At 53.5% G+C, this 16892-nt stretch carries 17 protein-coding genes, 1 tRNA gene and 1 other annotated feature; of the genes, 6 read left to right on the forward strand and 12 right to left on the reverse strand.

Going from position 1 to position 16892, the window contains the following annotated elements; genetic code table 11:
* The first annotated feature begins 14 nt into the window (after positions 1–14).
* Positions 15–1730 (forward strand): transglutaminase domain-containing protein, encoded by a 1716-nt coding sequence (locus tag ACK4HN_RS08810; RefSeq protein ID WP_409869118.1) that lies wholly within the window; start codon positions 15–17, stop codon positions 1728–1730.
* A gap of 6 nt (positions 1731–1736) precedes the next feature.
* Here ACK4HN_RS08810 and ACK4HN_RS08815 read toward each other — a convergent pair whose 3' ends face one another.
* The gene (locus ACK4HN_RS08815; RefSeq protein WP_409849535.1) at positions 1737–1892 is read right to left on the reverse strand and encodes a hypothetical protein; all 156 of its coding nucleotides are present in this window, start codon (positions 1890–1892) and stop codon (positions 1737–1739) included.
* Positions 1893–1902: 10 nt separating this feature from the next.
* Positions 1903–3714, reverse strand: a complete 1812-nt coding sequence (gene lepA / locus ACK4HN_RS08820; protein ID WP_409849537.1) for a translation elongation factor 4 — start codon at positions 3712–3714, stop codon at positions 1903–1905.
* 103 nt (positions 3715–3817) lie between these two features.
* On the opposite strand from lepA, the gene ACK4HN_RS08825 reads away from it, so the two are divergent.
* Both ACK4HN_RS08825 and ACK4HN_RS08830 read left to right on the forward strand, forming a co-directional pair.
* A tRNA-Pro gene (locus tag ACK4HN_RS08825) sits at positions 3818–3891 on the forward strand.
* Positions 3892–4004: 113 nt separating this feature from the next.
* Positions 4005–5366 carry a TrkH family potassium uptake protein gene (locus ACK4HN_RS08830; protein ID WP_409869128.1) on the forward strand — a complete coding sequence of 454 codons (1362 nt, stop codon included), beginning with the start codon at positions 4005–4007 and terminating at the stop codon, positions 5364–5366.
* Here ACK4HN_RS08830 and ACK4HN_RS08835 read toward each other — a convergent pair.
* Both ACK4HN_RS08835 and ACK4HN_RS08840 read right to left on the reverse strand, forming a co-directional pair.
* Positions 5363–6439 (reverse strand): isocitrate/isopropylmalate dehydrogenase family protein, encoded by a 1077-nt coding sequence (locus ACK4HN_RS08835; protein ID WP_409869119.1) that lies wholly within the window; start codon positions 6437–6439, stop codon positions 5363–5365. The two genes, ACK4HN_RS08830 and ACK4HN_RS08835, sit on opposite strands and share 4 nt — an antisense overlap.
* A 187-nt stretch (positions 6440–6626) precedes the next feature.
* A complete protein-coding gene (locus ACK4HN_RS08840; RefSeq protein ID WP_409849543.1) occupies positions 6627–6926 on the reverse strand; it encodes a 30S ribosomal protein PSRP-3 in 300 nt (99 codons plus the stop codon).
* 91 nt (positions 6927–7017) lie between these two features.
* Here ACK4HN_RS08840 and ACK4HN_RS08845 point away from each other — a divergent pair, with 91 nt between their 5' ends.
* Positions 7018–7815: a TIGR01548 family HAD-type hydrolase gene (locus tag ACK4HN_RS08845; RefSeq protein WP_409869120.1), complete on the forward strand. Its 798-nt coding sequence runs from the start codon at positions 7018–7020 to the stop codon at positions 7813–7815.
* Here ACK4HN_RS08845 and rnhA read toward each other — a convergent pair.
* The 7 genes from rnhA to secE all read right to left on the reverse strand — a co-directional run bounded on the left by rnhA (position 7748) and on the right by secE (position 11652).
* A complete protein-coding gene (gene rnhA, locus ACK4HN_RS08850; protein ID WP_409849547.1) occupies positions 7748–8227 on the reverse strand; it encodes a ribonuclease HI in 480 nt (159 codons plus the stop codon). The genes ACK4HN_RS08845 and rnhA overlap by 68 nt on opposite strands.
* An 80-nt stretch (positions 8228–8307) precedes the next feature.
* Positions 8308–8709, reverse strand: coding sequence for a 50S ribosomal protein L7/L12 (gene rplL / locus ACK4HN_RS08855; RefSeq protein ID WP_409853915.1), 402 nt, complete (start codon positions 8707–8709; stop codon positions 8308–8310).
* A gap of 67 nt (positions 8710–8776) precedes the next feature.
* On the reverse strand, positions 8777–9304 hold the full coding sequence (gene rplJ, locus ACK4HN_RS08860; RefSeq protein WP_409869121.1) for a 50S ribosomal protein L10: 528 nt from the start codon (positions 9302–9304) through the stop codon (positions 8777–8779).
* A gap of 18 nt (positions 9305–9322) precedes the next feature.
* Positions 9323–9455 (reverse strand) — a sequence feature (ribosomal protein L10 leader region).
* 27 nt (positions 9456–9482) lie between these two features.
* On the reverse strand, positions 9483–10196 hold the full coding sequence (rplA, locus tag ACK4HN_RS08865; RefSeq protein ID WP_409869122.1) for a 50S ribosomal protein L1: 714 nt from the start codon (positions 10194–10196) through the stop codon (positions 9483–9485).
* Positions 10197–10282: 86 nt separating this feature from the next.
* Positions 10283–10708: a 50S ribosomal protein L11 gene (rplK, locus tag ACK4HN_RS08870; protein WP_181496694.1), complete on the reverse strand. Its 426-nt coding sequence runs from the start codon at positions 10706–10708 to the stop codon at positions 10283–10285.
* A 14-nt stretch (positions 10709–10722) separates the two neighbouring features.
* Entirely contained in the window at positions 10723–11406 is a 684-nt protein-coding gene (gene nusG / locus ACK4HN_RS08875) for a transcription termination/antitermination protein NusG (protein WP_409853909.1), read from the reverse strand.
* Positions 11407–11436: 30 nt separating this feature from the next.
* The gene (gene secE / locus ACK4HN_RS08880) at positions 11437–11652 is read right to left on the reverse strand and encodes a preprotein translocase subunit SecE (protein ID WP_409853906.1); all 216 of its coding nucleotides are present in this window, start codon (positions 11650–11652) and stop codon (positions 11437–11439) included.
* A gap of 95 nt (positions 11653–11747) precedes the next feature.
* Between secE and ACK4HN_RS08885 the strand changes: the two genes are divergently transcribed.
* Complete coding sequence (locus tag ACK4HN_RS08885; RefSeq protein WP_409877526.1) at positions 11748–12629, forward strand: alpha/beta fold hydrolase; 882 nt, start codon at positions 11748–11750, stop codon at positions 12627–12629.
* A gap of 10 nt (positions 12630–12639) precedes the next feature.
* Here the strand turns inward: ACK4HN_RS08885 and ACK4HN_RS08890 are convergent, their stop codons facing one another.
* Positions 12640–13395: a hypothetical protein gene (locus ACK4HN_RS08890; protein ID WP_409877527.1), complete on the reverse strand. Its 756-nt coding sequence runs from the start codon at positions 13393–13395 to the stop codon at positions 12640–12642.
* 174 nt (positions 13396–13569) lie between these two features.
* Between ACK4HN_RS08890 and ACK4HN_RS08895 the strand changes: the two genes are divergently transcribed.
* Positions 13570–16632: an alpha-mannosidase gene (locus ACK4HN_RS08895; RefSeq protein ID WP_409877528.1), complete on the forward strand. Its 3063-nt coding sequence runs from the start codon at positions 13570–13572 to the stop codon at positions 16630–16632.
* Positions 16633–16892 lie beyond the last annotated feature (260 nt).

Raw genomic sequence — 16892 nt, forward strand, 5'->3', positions numbered from 1 at the left:
GGTACTTGCTGCCTATGCCAGATTCACCGAAAGAGGTTTATGGGGGAAAATCTCTGGCTCTTGATCACGAGTGGCACACGATTTATCCCCTCGGTGCTTACCAAATTCATGGTCTGGCATGGGTTGATCCCCAAGCCCTGTGGCTACGGCAATTGCCCCGTTTACCCTTTTGCCAAGCGACCCTTGGCGCCAGTTTTCTGGCTTTGGATCGGGTACGGGGCTTTATTTTGTTGATCAACAGCGAAAACGACCACAGTGAGATCCTCAATCCCTACGATCTAGAACCCTTTCTCGACGCTTATGGCCTCTGTCTCCATCGCGAAACCCTTTGGTTTTGTCGCGATAGGTGGCTCTATCGCTGTCATCTTCCTGACTGGCAGGTAGAAAAGGTGCTGGAGTGCCGCTATCCCATTTACGGTGTGGCGGTAGATGACACAGGCATCTATGTCACCTGTCAAAAATCCGGCTACATCCACTGTTTCGATGAAACAGGTCGAGAGCAGTATCGTCTCAGTGCCCCCGGCATTGGCTGCGAAAATTTAGCCCTTAAGGATGGCTATCTCTGGGTGAGCGATCGCCTTGAGCAATCCATTTACTGTCTGGATCGCCAGAGTGGCCGTATTGAATGGGTGGCCTTGACTCCCTTTGCCCAGCCAACGGCGTTTACCTTTGATGCGGCGGGGCGATTATGGGTGGCCTATGGCGGTGAAGAACCCTATCTGCGGGATAACCCCAACAACCGTGAAGCCCCCCTTGAAATTGATCATCGCGATATTTGTCTGATTCATCCGCTACTCTACAAGACCCACAGGGAGGCACACTACACCCTTTCCAATGGCTATCTGATTGAGATGGCCTACATCGAAGAAATGGCGCCCCTTGATCCGCTGCACCTTGATAACCTAGAGTGGCGGATTGCTCTGCCTGCCAATTCCCTGCGCCAAAAATTGCTGCGGGTCGAACCCATCGGTACCCCCTTTCGCTTGGAAACGGTGGAAGATCAGCAGGTGGCCGTGTTTGACTTTCCTGAATTGCGTCCCTACGAAGCGCGTCTTTTTGGCTGGCGTGCTTGGCTAGAGGTGAGGGGTATCAAGTACCATCTGCGGCCTGAGGATATTGATGAATCTTTGCCTTTGCCTGCTGGTTTTGCCGCGCAATATTTGGTGGACAACGATGAGCTGGCCATGGATCAGCCCATTGTCCAAGAGGCGGCACGGGAAGCGGTGGGCACCGAAACCAATATCCTGCGCAAGATGCTCAAGATTCGTAACTATGTGTACGATCGCCTGAGCTATGCGATGCGACCTACGATTGAAACCCCTGATATTGTCTTGAAGCGGGGAACGGGATCCTGTGGTGAGTACGTGGGAGTGCTCTTGGCCTTGGCGCGATTGAATGGCATTGCCTGCCGCACGGTGGGTCGCTACAAATGTCCCCCCCATCCCCAAAAGCGGGGGATTCCCCTCCAGCCCACCTATAACCACGTTTGGTTGGAGTTTTATGTGCCGGGGGTAGGCTGGCTGCCCATGGAGTCCAATCCCGACGATGTGGTGGAACGCGGCCCCTATCCAACGCGGTTTTTTATGGCCCTGCCTTGGTACCACGTGGAAGCGGGTAAAGGGATTCGCTTTGAGACCACCAATTATCGCGATCGCGGGCTACGTCTTGGGGAGCTCGCCCTCAACCATGTGCGTTTCACAATTCACGGCGAGTTACCCCCAATTTCCTAAACAGTTCTAAGGCAAAAGCAATTGCAGCATTCCCAGAGGAGCTGGTTGCCAATCACCGCGCCAGTCTAAAAGTTGCACTAACACTAAGTAGCCAATTCCCAATAACAGGGAAATTGCACCGGTAACAATCGCCACCCATTTGCCCGCTGACCGTTGAGACACCCTTAGCCTCCTATTCATTCTTGAGTCGCAATACTGCCATAAAGGCCTCTTGGGGTACATCCACCCGCCCGATCGCCTTCATCCGTTTTTTACCCGCCTTTTGTTTTTCGAGGAGCTTACGTTTGCGCGTCACGTCACCGCCGTAGCACTTGGCCAAGACATCCTTGCGCAGGGCAGGAATACTCTCACTGGCAATCACCCGTGAGCCAATGGCCGCTTGAATGGGAATCTTGAACTGGTGGCGCGGGATCAAATCCTTGAGTTTGCTGACAAGAGCACGGCCCACATAGTAGGCCTTATCGCGGTGCACAATGGTCGCCAAGGAATCCACTGGGTCGTTATTGATAAGAATCTCCAGTTTTACTAGATCATTGGGACGGTAGCCAATCAGGTGGTATTCCATACTAGCATAGCCCCGCGATCGCGACTTCATTTCATCAAAGAAGTCCGTGACAATTTCCGCCAAGGGCATTTCATAGACCAAGGTGGTGCGCCCTTGGGTGAGGTAGCGCATATCCTTAAAGATGCCCCGCCGTGACTGCGCCAATTCCATGAGCGTGCCCACATAGGTTTCGGGGGTAATCATTTCCAGTTGCACGTAGGGTTCCTCAATTTTTTGGCGGTATTGGGGTTCCGGCAGCAGGCTGGGGTTATCAATCGTCAGCACTTCCCCTTTGATGGTGGTGACGCGATAGACCACCGAAGGGGCGGTAATGATTAAGTCCAGATTGTATTCCCGCTCTAGCCGCTCTTGGATAATTTCCATGTGCAGCAGCCCCAAAAAGCCACAGCGGAACCCAAAGCCCATGGCGCTGGAGGTTTCTGGCTCGTAGTGGAGCGAAGCATCGTTGAGCTTCAATTTTTCAAGGGCTTCGCGCAGATCCTCAAACTGATCCGCATCGGTGGGAAAGAGACCGCAAAAGACCATGGGTTTGGCCTCGGTGTAACCGGGCAGAGGTTCCTTGGCGGGGTTTTGGGCCAATGTAATCGTGTCGCCGACCCGGGCATCACCAACGGCTTTAATGGCGGCGGCGAGGTAGCCTACTTCTCCGGCATGGAGACTGTCCACGGGTTTTTGGTTAGGGGCGAGAACGCCTAATTCATCAATTTCGTACTCTTTGCCAGAAGCCATCAAACGAATGCGATCGCCCTTGCGAACCACACCATCCATAACCCGGAAGTAGACAATCACCCCTCGGTAGGCATCGTAGTAGCTATCAAAAATCAATGCCCGCAGGGGTTGATCCACCGTATCGCGGGGGGGTGGCACCAAATGGACAATGGATTCCAGAATTTCCTCAATGCCAATCCCTTCCTTGGCAGACGCTAGAACCGCTTGGGAGCAATCAAGGCCGATAATCTCCTCAATTTCTGCCTTCACGCGCTCAGGTTCAGCCCCCGGTAGATCAATTTTGTTCAAGATAGGAATAATCTCTAGGTTGTGCTCCAACGCCAGATAGACGTTGGCCAGCGTTTGCGCTTCTACCCCTTGGGAGGCATCCACGACAAGAAGTGCCCCTTCACAGGCGGCGAGCGATCGCGACACCTCATAGGAAAAATCCACGTGGCCGGGGGTGTCAATCAAATTCAAAATGTATGTCTCGCCATCGCGACTGGTATAGGTCATGCGAGCCGCTTGTAGCTTAATCGTAATTCCCCGCTCCCGCTCCAGTTCCATATTGTCGAGAAACTGCTCCTTCATTTCACGGGGATCCACAGTGCCCGTAAATTGCAGCAGGCGATCGGCAAGGGTAGATTTGCCGTGATCAATGTGGGCAATGATCGAGAAATTGCGAATGTGGGAAACGGGGACGTCGGTCATACCAGCGAGGGTAACCTTAACAAAATGCAAAACTCCTTTTTTGATTCTAAGCCTCCCTGTCTGATTGTGCTGAGAATTCGGTGGTAGGATAGAAATGAACTGCCGGGATGTAGCGCAGCTTGGTAGCGCATCTGCTTTGGGAGCAGAGGGTCGCAGGTTCAAATCCTGTCATCCCGATTCGGAGCCGCCAGTTAGGGTCTTTGCAATGCTTATAGCGATTGTTGCCAGCCCGATCCTGCGGTAGATTAGCCTCAGACCTGTTGAATACGCATTCGTTGTATTCGTTAATGCTGACGGTTCCACGCACAATTTGCCTCGGTTTTTTAGCGGTGATTACGGTGGGGACGTTGCTTTTGTGCCTGCCTTGGTCCACCAGTAATGGGCAGTGGAACCCCTTTATTGTTGCCCTATTTACCGCCACCTCGGCAGTTTGTGTGACGGGTCACATCATTGTTGATACGGCCACCCATTTTTCCCCCTTTGGTCAATTGGTGATTCTGCTGCTCATCCAAGTGGGGGGGTTGGGTTATATGACAGCAACGACGTTTTTGATCATTTTACTAGGGCGGAAGTTTAACCTACGGCAAAAAATAGCGGTTCAGCAAGCCTTGGATCGGCGGGGCATGCAGGGGGCACGGCAACTGGTGCGTTCGATTTTGGGCTTGACTTTTCTCTTCGAATTGACGGGTGCCCTTTTACTGTGGTTGATTTTTCGCCAAGACTATAGTGATCCACGAGCACTGTGGCTCGCGGTGTTTCACAGTGTTAGCGCTTGGAATAATGCCGGGTTTAGTTTATTTAGCGATAACTTAATGGGGTATCAAACCTCGGTGCCCTTAAATTTGGTGATTTCGCTGCTAATTATTTTGGGTGGCATTGGCTATGAGGTGATTTTTGAGTTTTACCTTTGGCTGCGGGAACATCTACGCCACTGGGGGAAACCGGCCTACTTGATCCGCAAGGCTAGCCAGATGACGTTTAGCTTGAACTTCAAAATTGTAACGAGTACGACGGCGATTCTCTTAATTTTAGGAACGGTAATGCTGTTCCTGACGGAGATGCGATCGCCAGAACGATTTGGTCTCTTTTCCTTTGATCAAAAGCTTCTCTTGGCGTGGTTTCAGTCGGTGACAGCGCGGACAGCGGGCTTTAATACCGTCAACATTGGTGAATTCAATAATAGCGGGCTATTTATTATGATTGCCCTGATGTTTATTGGCGGCAGCCCCGGTGGCACCGCAGGGGGCATTAAAACAACGACCTTGCGAATTCTCGCAGGGATTACCAAGTCAGCCCTCCAAGGGAAAGAGGTGGTGCTGCTCTACCGCCGTCAGGTGCCCCCCTCGCTGATCATGAAAGCGGTTGCCGTGGCCTTTGGCTCAATGTTTACGGTGCTCGTTTCCACCACCCTGATTGCGATCGCTGACCCCGAAGAGAATTTCATCAATATTCTCTTTGAAACCGTGTCTGCCTTTGCCACGGTTGGTCTCTCCACCGGTATTACCAGTGGGCTAAGCGTCTTTTCCAAGTTGGTTTTGATTGTAACGATGTACGCCGGACGGGTGGGTATCCTGCTGCTGATGGCGGCAATTATCGGCGACCCGCAGCCCTCCAATGTTCAATATCCTGAGGAAAACCTACTGGTGGGTTAGGGCGCAGCGTACTCGGCAATGGCAGCAGCCATCTCTTGGGTCCCCACCGGTTCTTTGCCCGGCGCAGCCAAATCGTAGGTGACAAAGCGCCCCTCACCAATGACTTTTTCGACAGCGGCTTGCAGACGCCGTGCCGCCTCCATTTCACCAAGGTGTTGCAGCATCAACACCCCTGAAAGAATCAACGCCGTGGGATTGGCTTTGTTTTGACCGGCATATTTAGGGGCGGAACCGTGAATCGCCTCAAAAACCGCATATTCATCGCCAATATTGGCACCGGGAGCCACCCCAAGACCGCCAATCATCCCGGCACAAAGATCCGACAGAATATCACCGTACAGGTTCGGCATCACCATCACATCGTAGAGTTCGGGCTTCTGCATCAACTGCATACACATGTTATCCACGATGCGATCTTCAAAGGCAATGTCGGGATAACGGGTGGCAATTTGCCGCGCCCGTTCAAGGAAGAGGCCATCGGTAAATTTCATGATGTTGGCCTTGTGAACCGCTGTCACTTTCTTGCGCCCATTGGCCTTGGCATATTTGAAGGCAAACTCAACAATGCGATCGCTCCCTAGGACAGAAATGGGCTTGACCCCAATGGCGGCATCTTCCCGAATCGGCTTACCCGATAAATCACTCAAAAAGGCACGGGCTTTGGCCGCTTCAGGGCTGGTGTACTCAAACTCAATGCCGGCGTAGAGGTCTTCGGTATTCTCGCGAACAATGACGAGGTCAATGTCTTGAAAATAGCTTTTTACCCCCGCGATGGATTTGGCAGGCCGCAGGTTGGCATAGAGATTGAGCCGCTTGCGGATCTCGACATTCACAGAACGAAAGCCCGTCCCCACGGGGGTGGTAATGGGGCCTTTGATAGCTGTTTTTGTGCTTTTGATAGCGTCAAGCACATGTTCGGGCAAGGGCGTACCGTAGCGCTCCATCATGTCCACACCAGCATCCACCACTACCCAGTCAATTTTGACGCCCGTCGCGTCAATGGCCATGCGAGTGGCAGCGGCAACTTCAGGACCAATACCGTCGCCGCGAATTAAGGTAACAGCATGAGACACGAGCGCTCTCTCCCTATGCAGAACGTTAAGACAGAGGTACTAGAAGGCCATGATGCGGCTAAATGAGCTTCACTGTACGTAGCGTGTGAAACAAAATTGTGGCCAAGGCGATTGCGCCCGCAACAATGACCAAGTACAAAACAATTCCCATCGTTTTTCTCCTCGATGTGAAGTGGTTTAAAGCACCCTAGGCAGTGGCTACAAAATTAACATCACTAAAGCGTTTTTGCGCCTCACTGACGGGGTGATTTTTGCCTTCCTCTTGCCAGTAGTTAATGATTTCAGTGGCACGGTTGAGAAGTTCAATGCGCTCCGCTTCCGTAATCCAAGATTTCTTCTCTAGCTCTGCCTTGAGAAGTTCCCAAGCATCGGTGCGCGGCCAAAAGAAGTAGGAGGTGAGGGGGCTTGTCCCTTTGCCAACAATTTGATCAACCGCAATTGCCACGTCTTTTTCTAACCAAAGCACTCTCAGGGTAAAGCGGGACAATTCTAACCTCCTAAAAGTCGTTTTTCACAAAAGGCCATCCTTTATAATAACCAATCAGGCCAACTGCATACAAGTTTCCGGAGAACTACAGTTGAGTACCCCCTGTGCCTGTGTCTTTTTTGATATTGATGGGGTGATTCGCGATGTCAGTCGTTCCTATCGCCGTGCCCTCGCCGATACAGTTGAGTATTTTACGGGGCGTGCCTATCGTCCCAGTCAAAAGGAAATTGACGACCTCAAGGCAGAAGGCTGTTGGAATAATGACTGGGAAGGATCCCGCGAACTCATTTATCGCTACTTTGAGCGCCAAGGAAAACCCCGCTGCCAAGTGCCCTTGGACTACGAACGCTTGGTGATCTTTTTTGAGGAGCGCTATAGCGGCCAAAATTGGTCGGGCTATATTCAAGATGAGCCACTACTGGTGGATGTGGCCTATTTTCAGGCTCTCGACCAAGCACAGATCCGCTGGGGGTTTGTTAGTGGTGCCACGCGGGACTCAGCAGAATATGTCCTCAAACACCGCTTAGGTCTGGATCGGCTCCTTTTGGTTGCTATGGAAGATGCCCCCGGCAAACCCGACCCCACGGGACTCCGCATGGCCTACCACCAAACCACAGCTCAGGAAACCATTCCCGCCTTTTATGTGGGGGATACGGTAGCGGATATGCAGACCGTTGTCAATGCCCGCAAAGAACAAGCAACCACGCCGTGGATTGCCCTTGGGGTGATTCCTCCCCACGTGAAACCTGAAGATCGGCAACGCTATGGCGATCGCCTGCGCGCAGCGGGAGCCAATGCAGTTTTTGAACACACCCGCGACATTACCCCAGAGGTGGTGGCAGCGTTCTTAAGACAATTGGCTGACCGCGACTCAAACTGCGGGCAATAAGATCACAGCGTTCATTACCCTCATCGCCACTATGGCCGCGTACATGGTGCCACTGGACTAAGGGATCATTGAGGGCATCCAACGCCTGCCACAGGTCTTGATTGAGAACGGGCTTGTTGGCGGCGGTTTTCCAGCCCCGCCGTTTCCAGTGGTGGATCCACTCCGTAATGCCCTTGAGGACATACTCGCTGTCGGTGTAAAGCGCGATCGCGCTCCCCGCAGCCAGTTGGCGCCATGCCTTGAGGGCTTCAATGGCCGCCTGCAATTCCATGCGATTATTCGTAGTGGCCGGGTGGTGTCCTCCTAGTTCCTGCACAGCGCCATCGGCAAAGTAAATGACCACGCCCCAGCCCCCCGGTCCCGGATTGCCTTCGCAGGCACCATCGGTATAGATAGCACGAATGTGGGTCATGAGTCTGTATACTCTCCAAATGCTGCAAATAAAAATAGGGTGGCCAGAACACCACCCTCCCAACAAATTGATAACAGAGATTACTTGATGCTGACTTTGGCGCCGGCTTCCTCCAGTTCCTTCTTGGCGGCTTCGGCGTCTTCTTTGGTGACTCCTTCTTTCACGGGTTTGGGGGTAGATTCGACCACATCCTTGGCTTCCTTGAGACCGAGGCCAGTCAAGGAACGCACCACTTTCAGTACAGCAATCTTCTTGTCAGCGGGAACCTCTTCGAGAATCACATCGAAGGCGGTTTTCTCTTCGACTTCTTCTGCGGGAGCCGCCGCCGCACCACCGCCTACGGGGGCAGCCACCACCATGCCACCAACAGGGGCAGCGGCACTCACACCAAAGGCCTCTTCGATTTGCTTGACCAGCTCAGCGGCTTCCAGGAGGGTCAAGGATTTCAATTTTTCGAGAATTTCATCAGTTACAGCAGACATTGTTAACTCCTATTGTTTCAAAGTTGGAAAAAGTGGCTTCCCAAGGGAAACCGAGAACAGGATCGATCTATGCCGCACCTTTGTCGGCGATCGCCTGCATTGCCCGCGCCAAGGAAGCAGGAACCTCCTTGATGCCAATGGCAATCTTCGCTGTGACGGCATTGAGGGCACCGGCAATCTGCGCCATGAGTTGTTCTTTCGAGGGCAGATCACCAATGGCCTTCACTTGCGCTTCATCGAGGGCACGTCCCTCCATAACCCCACCGCGGAGGGTGGTTTTTTTGGTGGCCTTTTGGAATTCTTGGTAGGCCTTGATGGCGCCCCCAATATCCTCCTTGAGCAAGAGAAAGGCCGAGGGGCCTTTGAGGAATTGGGTCATGGGTTGCCAAGTGTCACTGTCTTTGACCGCCAATTCCATCAGCGTATTTTTCGTGACCTTGCAACTGGCATTGCACTGGCGCAAGCGTTGCCGTAACTCTTTCATCTCAGCATCGGTGAGACCCTGGTAGTCAATCACCAGTGCCATTTGTGACTCGCTCAGGCGTGCCTTTAGCTCCGCCACAATTTCTTTTTTGTTTGCTAGCGTGCGTCCCACGCGCATCACCTCCTGTAGTCAGTGAAAGAAAAACCCCAGCAGTGGTGCCGGGGCGGTCGCCCAATCCCAACGGATGGACTTCGCAAACCTCGGCAGGAAGATTACGTCTAAGCCAGACCCCTGCGGTCTTCGGTTTCCGTCTTGAGTTGTCCAGTATTGGGCAATAGGCAAGTCCTCCTTAGGCGGCTTCGGCCAGTTTTAGCTCCCGCAGGGCATTGATGTCCACCTGAATGCTCGGCCCCATGGTGGCGGCCACATAGACACTGCGCCAGTAGCGACCTTTCGCACCACTTGGGCGGTTGCGGTCAATGCTCTCCTGCAGTGCTTTGAGATTCACCAGCAGGTCTTCGGCGCTGAAGCTGGCTTTGCCAAAGAGCACATGGACAATCCCGGAGCGATCGGCACGGAATTCCACTTTCCCTGCCTTAAACTCCTGAATGGCTTGGGGCAAGTCAAAGGTGACCGTACCGGCCTTGGGCGACGGCATTAACCCCCGCGGCCCCAGAATCCGTCCCACTTTGGCCACTTGGGGCATCATATCGGGGGTGGCAATAAGAAGATCAAAGTCCATCCGCCCCTTTTGAATTTCGTCAATAAGTTCCTCTGAACCTACGACATCGGCGCCGGCGGCACTGGCTTCGGTCACTTTTTCCCCACGGGCAATGACCGCCACGCGAATGGTTTGACCGGTGCCTTTGGGGAGTGCCACGGTGGTACGCAATTGTTGGTCTGTATATTTGGGGTCAATGCCCAAGCGGATGTGGGCTTCCGCCGATTCAGGAAATTTGGCTGTGGCCGTTTCCTTAAGGAGTTGCAAGGCCTCAAGGGGAGCGTAGGGACGCTCCTCCACCTTGGCATAGAGTTCGCGCAGTCGTCGCGAGAGTTTACGCATGAGAGTTTACCTCCACGGGGTACTAACGAAACGAAGTTTCTCCCCCAACACAACAAGGGACTCAACAGGAACACACTTAGAAAGCTTTAGTCGGTAATGGTCACGCCCATATTGCGAGCGGTGCCTTCAATAATTCGCATCGCCGCTTCAATGTCGTTGGCATTGAGATCCGGCATTTTCTTCTCAGCAATTTCCCGCAGTTGGGCACGGGTGATGCTGCCCACTTTTTTCTTGTTGGGTTCGCCGGAGCCTTTTTCAATGCCCGCTGCCTTTTGAATCAGCACGGAAGCGGGCGGGGTTTTGAGAACAAAGGTGAAACTGCGATCTTCATAGACCGAAATTTCAACGGGCACCACCATCCCTGCTTGATCGGCGGTGCGAGCATTGTACTCTTTGCAGAACATCATGATGTTCACACCGTGCTGACCAAGGGCCGGACCAATGGGGGGAGCAGGGTTGGCTTTACCCGCTTGAATGGCCAGTTTGATAACTGCGACAACCTTTTTCGCCATAGTGAGTTAGCGTCCTAATCTACTTTTTCCACTTGAGTCACTTCGAGTTCGACCGGCGTTTCGCGGCCAAAAATCGAGAGTAATGCTTTCAGTTTGCTGCGCTCAGCACTGACTTCAATCACCTCTCCCTCAAAGTCCTTAAACGGACCATTGAGAACTTTGATCTTATCACCAGTGTTGAGGTCAATGCGGTGAACCGGTTCCTGTTCTTGAACTTTACGGAAGATGCGATCTACTTCCGCCGGACTCAGGGGCATGGGCTTGACGTGACCGCGCCCCCGACCTGTACTGCGGCGTTGCTCAGCACCAACAAAGTTAATCACATTGGGGGTGTTTTTAATCACCTGCCAAGCTTCATCATCAATTTGCCATTCACCGGTTTCGGGGGACTGCTGTGCCCGCACTTGCACCAGAACGTAACCAGGAAACACTTTTTCCTCAACAGTTTGCCGCGAGCCATCTTTCTTGATTTTGATGACGGGGGTTTGGGGAATTTCAATGCGAAAGATGCGATCGGCCACATCCAGCGTATGGAGCCGCTGCTCGATGGTGCTTTTCACTTTTTTTTCGCAGCCAGAGGCCACCTGCACGGCATACCAAAACCGTTTGACCTTGCCGGCCTGATCCCCTTCAACCACTTCAACAGTGTCGTCAAGCGGATCGCTCAGATCGGAATGATCAGTAAATTCACTCACCATAGGCGCGTACTCGTAGAAATCTTTGGCTGTCTAGAAAATCAGTGTGGCCAGCCAACGAAAGAGTTCGTCCACTAGGTAGATGACCGCAGCCGAAAGGGAAACGATAAGAATCACTGCCGCAGATTCGCCAATCAGACGCTGGCGATCAGGCCACACCACTTTACTGAGTTCCTCCTTGGTTTCGCGGAAAAACTCGGTTAGATTGAAGCCACGAGTGGGCTTTTCGACTTCGGTACTCTTGGTCACGGCGGCACTCCTTAGGGCGGGGGCAGCCTGTTGCTACCCGTTTAATTCAGCGCAATTTATTATCATAGCAGGTTTCTTCTTTTTAGGAAATCCCGATGTTTGATTGCCTGCGATCGCTCACCCTCACAACGGCCATGGGTGAGGTGGCCTATGTTACGAATGATCTCAGGGATTCTGACCCTGCCCGTCCGCCCCTGTTTTTTTGGCATGGCTTTGGCGGTGGCTCTAGCCGCTATGAGTGGTCAGCAGTTTATCCAGCCTTTGCCGCTGAGTATCCCCTTTTTGCTTTGGATTTGCCGGGGTGGGGCGCCTCTGAGCATCGTGACCAATCCTATACAGTGGCGGGGTATGTCGCCCACTTGCTCCAGTGTCTTGACCAATTGGCACAGCAACCAGCAGTGGTGATCACTTCCTCCTTGACAGCAGCTTTTGTCCTGCAGGGGGCGATCGCCCATCCCCAACGCTTCCGTGGCCTCATTCTCACCTGTCCTACAGGGTTGAGTGATTTTGGTCAAGATTACCGCCAGACCCCTTTAGCTCAGATTGCCCGCCAGCCCTACGTGGATATCGCCTTTTATCGCCTTGGGGTGGCCAATGCCCTAAGTGTGCAGTCCTTTATGGCCAATCAACAATTTGCCCGATCCAGCCGTATCAGCCCGGAAATGGTTGCCACCTATACCGCCGTGGCGCAGTCAGCGGGGGCAGAATTTGCTGCGTTGGCCTTTGTGCGGGGGGATCTCTGCTGCGACCTCAGTCGCTTCTTGCCCCATCTGACAGTGCCGACCTATATTGTTTGGGGAGAGCAGGCCAAACTCCCTCCCATGGCCGTAGGTCAACGCTTAGCGCAGTTAAATCCTGAGGCGATTCGTGCCTTCGATGTCATTCCAGAGGTGGGATTCACGCCGCAGTTAGAATGTCCTGCGGTGATGATTGGCTTGATGGATCGCTACCTTGGCGAATTGCTGGCCTCCCCTTGAGGGGATCGCCTTAACGCTGGGCACTGGCCGTGGCGGGTAGGATTGTGCCGTAGAGACGGGGGCGATCGCCCTGGGCCAATTGGGTACTGCCTTGAGTATCCACTGCCCAGATCGTGACTTTGGGGTTCCCCATCACTTGGGTTTGAAAGAGGACCCGTTGTGGATGGGTCGTACTCCACCCTAGAAGGGTGGCAAAGTCGTATTCATCCGCTGTGGGATAAACTGTGGCCACATGCCCCACCCCCGCCTGCCAAATCCACGCGCTGTCGCTAATCAAATCCGTTGCAAACAAGCCACTAATCTGGCGCACCAAGAGACGATCCTCTGTCTGTGACCAGCCCAGGGGCACAAGGGCAGCAATTAAGCCTTCTTTTGAGGGGATGTCTGCCAAAAACTCACGGGGAACTTCCTTGAGACTGTCAAAGCGCTGATGAGTGCCCGTTTGGCGATCTGTAATCTCAAGAACACTCAACAGTTGCTGCCGATGTGCCTCAGGGTGAGCGGTAAGATAGAGGGTGGCCTGTGCCACATAGCGCTTGTGCGGTGAGAAGTATTGCGCTGTTTTTTGGCTGAAACGCAGAGGCTTTTTAGCTCTGACAGCGGCGGCGTGACTCTGCTCAATCCATTGCCACAGAGAAGAACGCTGCTCGGGAGTTTCCACTGGGATTTCCACCGGTTGATCTGGCAGCGGCGTGCGGGGAGATTGCGCTATCGTGGCAAGGGCTACCATTCCTGCCATCCCAATGCCACCGAGAAAAGATGTCAAAACTAACTGCCAACTTACAAATCGGCTTACCATACAATCACTGCCTTTATAGGGATTTGCCAATATCTACTTTTTGGGAAAGATGGTTAGGGATAAAAATAGTGATTAATTCGCCCCCCTTTTTATAGGATAGCAACTGGCCTAGGCCGATCGCGCCAAAGTTAACGAAGTTTTATGCTCCTGACAGAATTAGTCAAAAAAACCCGTGACTATTTACGTTCATTGGCATCCATTGAGATACATCGCCACTGGCTTCCCCTCAGTTCCCCCTCTCTCAGAGACGCAGGGACTGCTCCCTATGCGGTGAATGCTAAAGGTCATCTGGCCTGGCCCAAGGGTTGGCACTCTCTCTGGTTGGGGCAGCGAATCACGGTACCCGCCACGGTTCAAGGCTACAGTGTGGCGGGTTTAACCCTGCGTCTGGATCTCACATGGTGGGCGGAGCGGGCAACGGTGTATATCAATGGTCAAGCGGTGCATCAGGGGGATTTATTTGATCATTCCGTCAGTCTGTGCCTAGAGGAGGCGGTGAACCCCGGCCAAACATGGGAGGTGGTGTTGCATCTTGTCAGTCCCGGCCACGATGACGGTGCTTTGGTGAGATCCCGCCTGCGGTTTGAATCACCAACGGGAATTGATCCTGATTTTGTGGCTACTGAGTTAGACATTCTCGAGATTTTTAGTGAAACCCTCAACCCAGAACCCCTTGAACCCCTGCTTAAGGACGTTTTAGAGAGTCAAGGGCAGCGTGCCATCTTAAATCCATTGCTGGCAGAAATTCATGACAGAATGCAGGCGATCGCCACCCCTTTGCGGGACTTCACCCTGCACCTGTGTGGCCATGCCCACTTGGACTTGGCCTGGCTCTGGTCGATCACTGAAACGTGGCAAGTGGCACAGTCCACTTTTGCCTCTGTGTTGCAGCTTAAGGAACGCTATCCCGAACTCACCTTTACCCATTCCAGTCCGGCTCTCTATGCCTATTTGCAGACCCATGCCCCCCAACTCTTTGGGCAAATTCAGGAAGCCGTAGCAGCGGGTTGGTGGGATGTGGCGGCGGGCCTTTGGGTCGAGCCCGAACTCAATCTCATTGATGGGGAGTCCATTGCCCGACAGATTCTTTATGGGCAGCAGTACGTGCAGCAGGTCTTTGGCGACATTAGTCCCATTGCTTGGTTGCCCGATACCTTTGGCTTTCCGGAACGGCTTCCCGGTTTCTTGGCGCAGGGGGGAATTCGCTACTTTGTGACCCAAAAATTGCGCTGGAATGACACTACCCGCTTTCCCTACGGTTGGTTTGTCTGGCGGGATGTGGCAGGGGCTGAGGTCAATGCCTTGATGTCAGCGCCCATTGGCGAGGGCATTAATCCCGTGAAGATGGCGGCCTATGCCCAAGAGTGGTGGCAACAAACGGGATCGCAGCGCAGTCTGTGGCTGCCCGGTGTCGGCGATCATGGCGGTGGACCAACCGCAGACATGTTGGAGCGGGTGCGGCGCTGGCAACACTTGGGGGGAATTGGTCCGCAGTGGCAATGGACTACAGTGCGGCAGTATCTCGAACAGCTCACTCAGGAAACCCCCCCGACTCACCAGTGGCAAGGGGAACTGTATCTAGAATTCCATCGCGGTTGCTACACTAGTCATGGCGATCAAAAGGCAGCCCACGATCGCGCCCAACGGCAACTGCAAGAGGCGGAGCGTTGGTGTGCCCTCGCGGCAATCACAACTTCTTTTGCTTACCCCAGAGAAGAACTCAAAGTCTGTTGGCGGCAACTCCTTTTTAACCAGTTTCATGACATTTTGCCCGGCTCTTCGATTCCAGAGGTTTATGCCGAGGTGAATGCGGCGTGGCAAGAACTCTTGACAAAAACAACAGCCTTACGGGATGCGGCGCAAACAGCGCTGTGTGACTCAATCCACTACGGCGAACCCCCTGTGGCAGGGGCCATCCCAGTGGTTATTTTCAATGGTGGGGTGGGCGATCGCGCCGCTGTGGTGCACATGAACTTGGCACAGCTACCTGAGGAGGTTCCCTCTTGGCGGGTGTATTGTCCACGGGGAGATTACGATCTCCCGGCTCAGTTGAATGCTCCCCAAGGTTGTTTGACGTTTTGTACCCCTGAGGTGCCGGGAATGGGCTACACGCTGCTGTGGCTTTGTCCAGAATCCCGCCCCGACACGTTACCAACGCCGCCCTTGGGCTATGTCTTGGAAAATAACTATCTGCACGTTGAAATTGATCCAGCCACGGGGGAAATCACCAATCTGTATGACAAGTTAAACCATCGGCCTTGCTTGGGCGATCGCGGGAATCAACTGCAATTTTTCCGGGATCAGGGGCAATACTGGGATGCTTGGAACATTGACCCCAACTATGGCCAGCACCGACTGCCCGGGGCGATCCTAGAGGCCATTGAATGGGTGACGTGGCATCAGCTGGAGCAGCGACTGCGGGTCAGGTGGCGCTTTCAGTCTTCGCAGATTCAGCAGGAGTATGTGTTGCAGTATCACACCCCGTGGCTGCGCATTGATACGGCGATTGACTGGCAGGAGGAACATGTTCTCCTCAAGGCGGCTTTTCCTTTAGCAATCAGTGCGGCACAGATCACCTGTGAAACTCCCGGTGGCGTTACAGTGCGCCTGACACTTCCCAACCCCCACCTCAGCGCCCACGAACAAGCCAAATGGGAGGTGCCCTTTCTGACGTGGGTGGATTTGAGTACGCCAGAGTATGGGGTGAGTCTGTTTAGTGAGTGTAAACATGGCCTTGATGCCCAAGCCAATCAACTGCGGTTGACGCTGTTGCGATCGCCCACCTGGCCCGATGCGAATAGCGATCGCCGTCAGCACCGCTTTAGCTATGGTGTGTTTCCCCACCGTGGCTCGTGGCAAGCGGCTGGTGTCCCCCAACAGGCGGCTCGGTTTAATCAACCCCTTAGGATGGCGATCGCCCCAGCCAACTCGTCAGGAACCTTACCGTCTCACGCGCAGCTTCTCCATTGGCCGGATAGCCGCATTCAATGCCTTGCCCTCAAACAAGCAGAGGACGGACAGGGTTGGCAATTGCGAGTGACAGAAGTGGCTGGGGAAGGGGGCAGCTTGGAGCTGCATTCAGCAATAATCCCATGGCAGATCAAAGCACCGCAAACCCTCTTGGAGACTCCCACAGGAGATGCAAACGCAAACGTAGTCAATCTCCGTCCATGGCAAATTCAAACCTTTCGGCTGCACCCTTAAACTGCAATTGCGCCTTGAGGATTTTTCCCTTACCGTCAACACAGACTTGAGGCCTTGGGCGTTCGATTCTGGCGTTTTCGAGATGAAAAGGTTGCGCCGGAATGTTGAGGCAGTCCTTGAGGCGATCGCCACTTGGATTAAGAACAACGTCCCCAAAATTTAGGTAGGGGTTAGGGGCAAGTTCCTTTAAGCCAGGCGGATTCACACCGCCCGACGGACACCTTTGCGAATGGAGATGGTTATCAACCAAAGGATGAGGC

Source organism: Thermosynechococcus sp. (genome assembly GCF_046299655.1).
Lineage (GTDB): Bacteria > Cyanobacteriota > Cyanobacteriia > Thermosynechococcales > Thermosynechococcaceae > Thermosynechococcus.